At 45.5% G+C, this 809-nt stretch carries 1 protein-coding gene; it reads right to left on the reverse strand.

The features are described 5' to 3' along the window. Positions 1-232: hypothetical protein (locus DYY66_RS02725; protein ID WP_218583580.1), on the reverse strand; the 232-nt coding region annotated here is incomplete at both ends. Between the last annotated feature and the right edge of the window lie 577 nt (positions 233-809).

The raw sequence follows: 809 nt of genomic DNA on the forward strand, positions 1-809 counted from the left end.
GTACATCTACAAGTCTACCAAATGCTCGACCATCAGAGAGTGAACCAAGGCCTGCTTTACCGACTGTGTCGGTTGCAACGTCTTGGCCAGCTGCATTGATGGTGGTAACACCTGCGGTAGTAGTAGTAGCTGGTGCTACTGATGTGTAAATGTCTACTAGGTCATTGTTAACGTTAAGGTCTGGATCGTTTAATGTGATTGTCACAGTATCGCCTATCTTGTATGTCTTTGANAGTCTCAGTTACATGGTATTTTCGTGAATCAAATGACACAACACCAGTGTGAGTTAGAATATCTACTTGTGCAGATATCTGTGTCTCGACACCGTCTTGACCGAGGTTAAGAACGGTTGCCTGAGGAGCACGTGCCTCAGCCTGGAGCATGTCTTGAATTGCTGGGAAATACACNTGAGCTGGTTGAGCATAACATATTGGTTAGTGCCCGTGAATACACCAGTGTTGTCACCGGTCTCTTCAAGCTCGAATCTGTAGATGCCGTTGTTTACTCTTTGTTGACTTGTCAAGCCGTCACCTATGTAACCAATGGAGAAGAAGTCTCCAACCATTGGAATGCCCTTAGTAACTGCCAAGGTTGAAGTCTTGGTAGCAAGAGGCAAGGATGTACCGGTAGTGTTGAACTGGAACATTAAACCAACGTTTGCGTTGGTTGGAATGGCCAAGATTCTGCCCATCACAAGTGTACCGTTAGCAATCTTTGGATGTGCTGCGTTTACACCTGGTGTGAAGTAATCTTTGGTTGATCCTGTTACCATTTGCTGCGTACCGTTGAGGTTGATAAAGTCAAGCAGA

Source organism: Candidatus Nitrosotalea sp. FS, assembly GCF_011319475.1.
In the GTDB taxonomy this organism is placed as follows: domain Archaea; phylum Thermoproteota; class Nitrososphaeria; order Nitrososphaerales; family Nitrosopumilaceae; genus Nitrosotalea.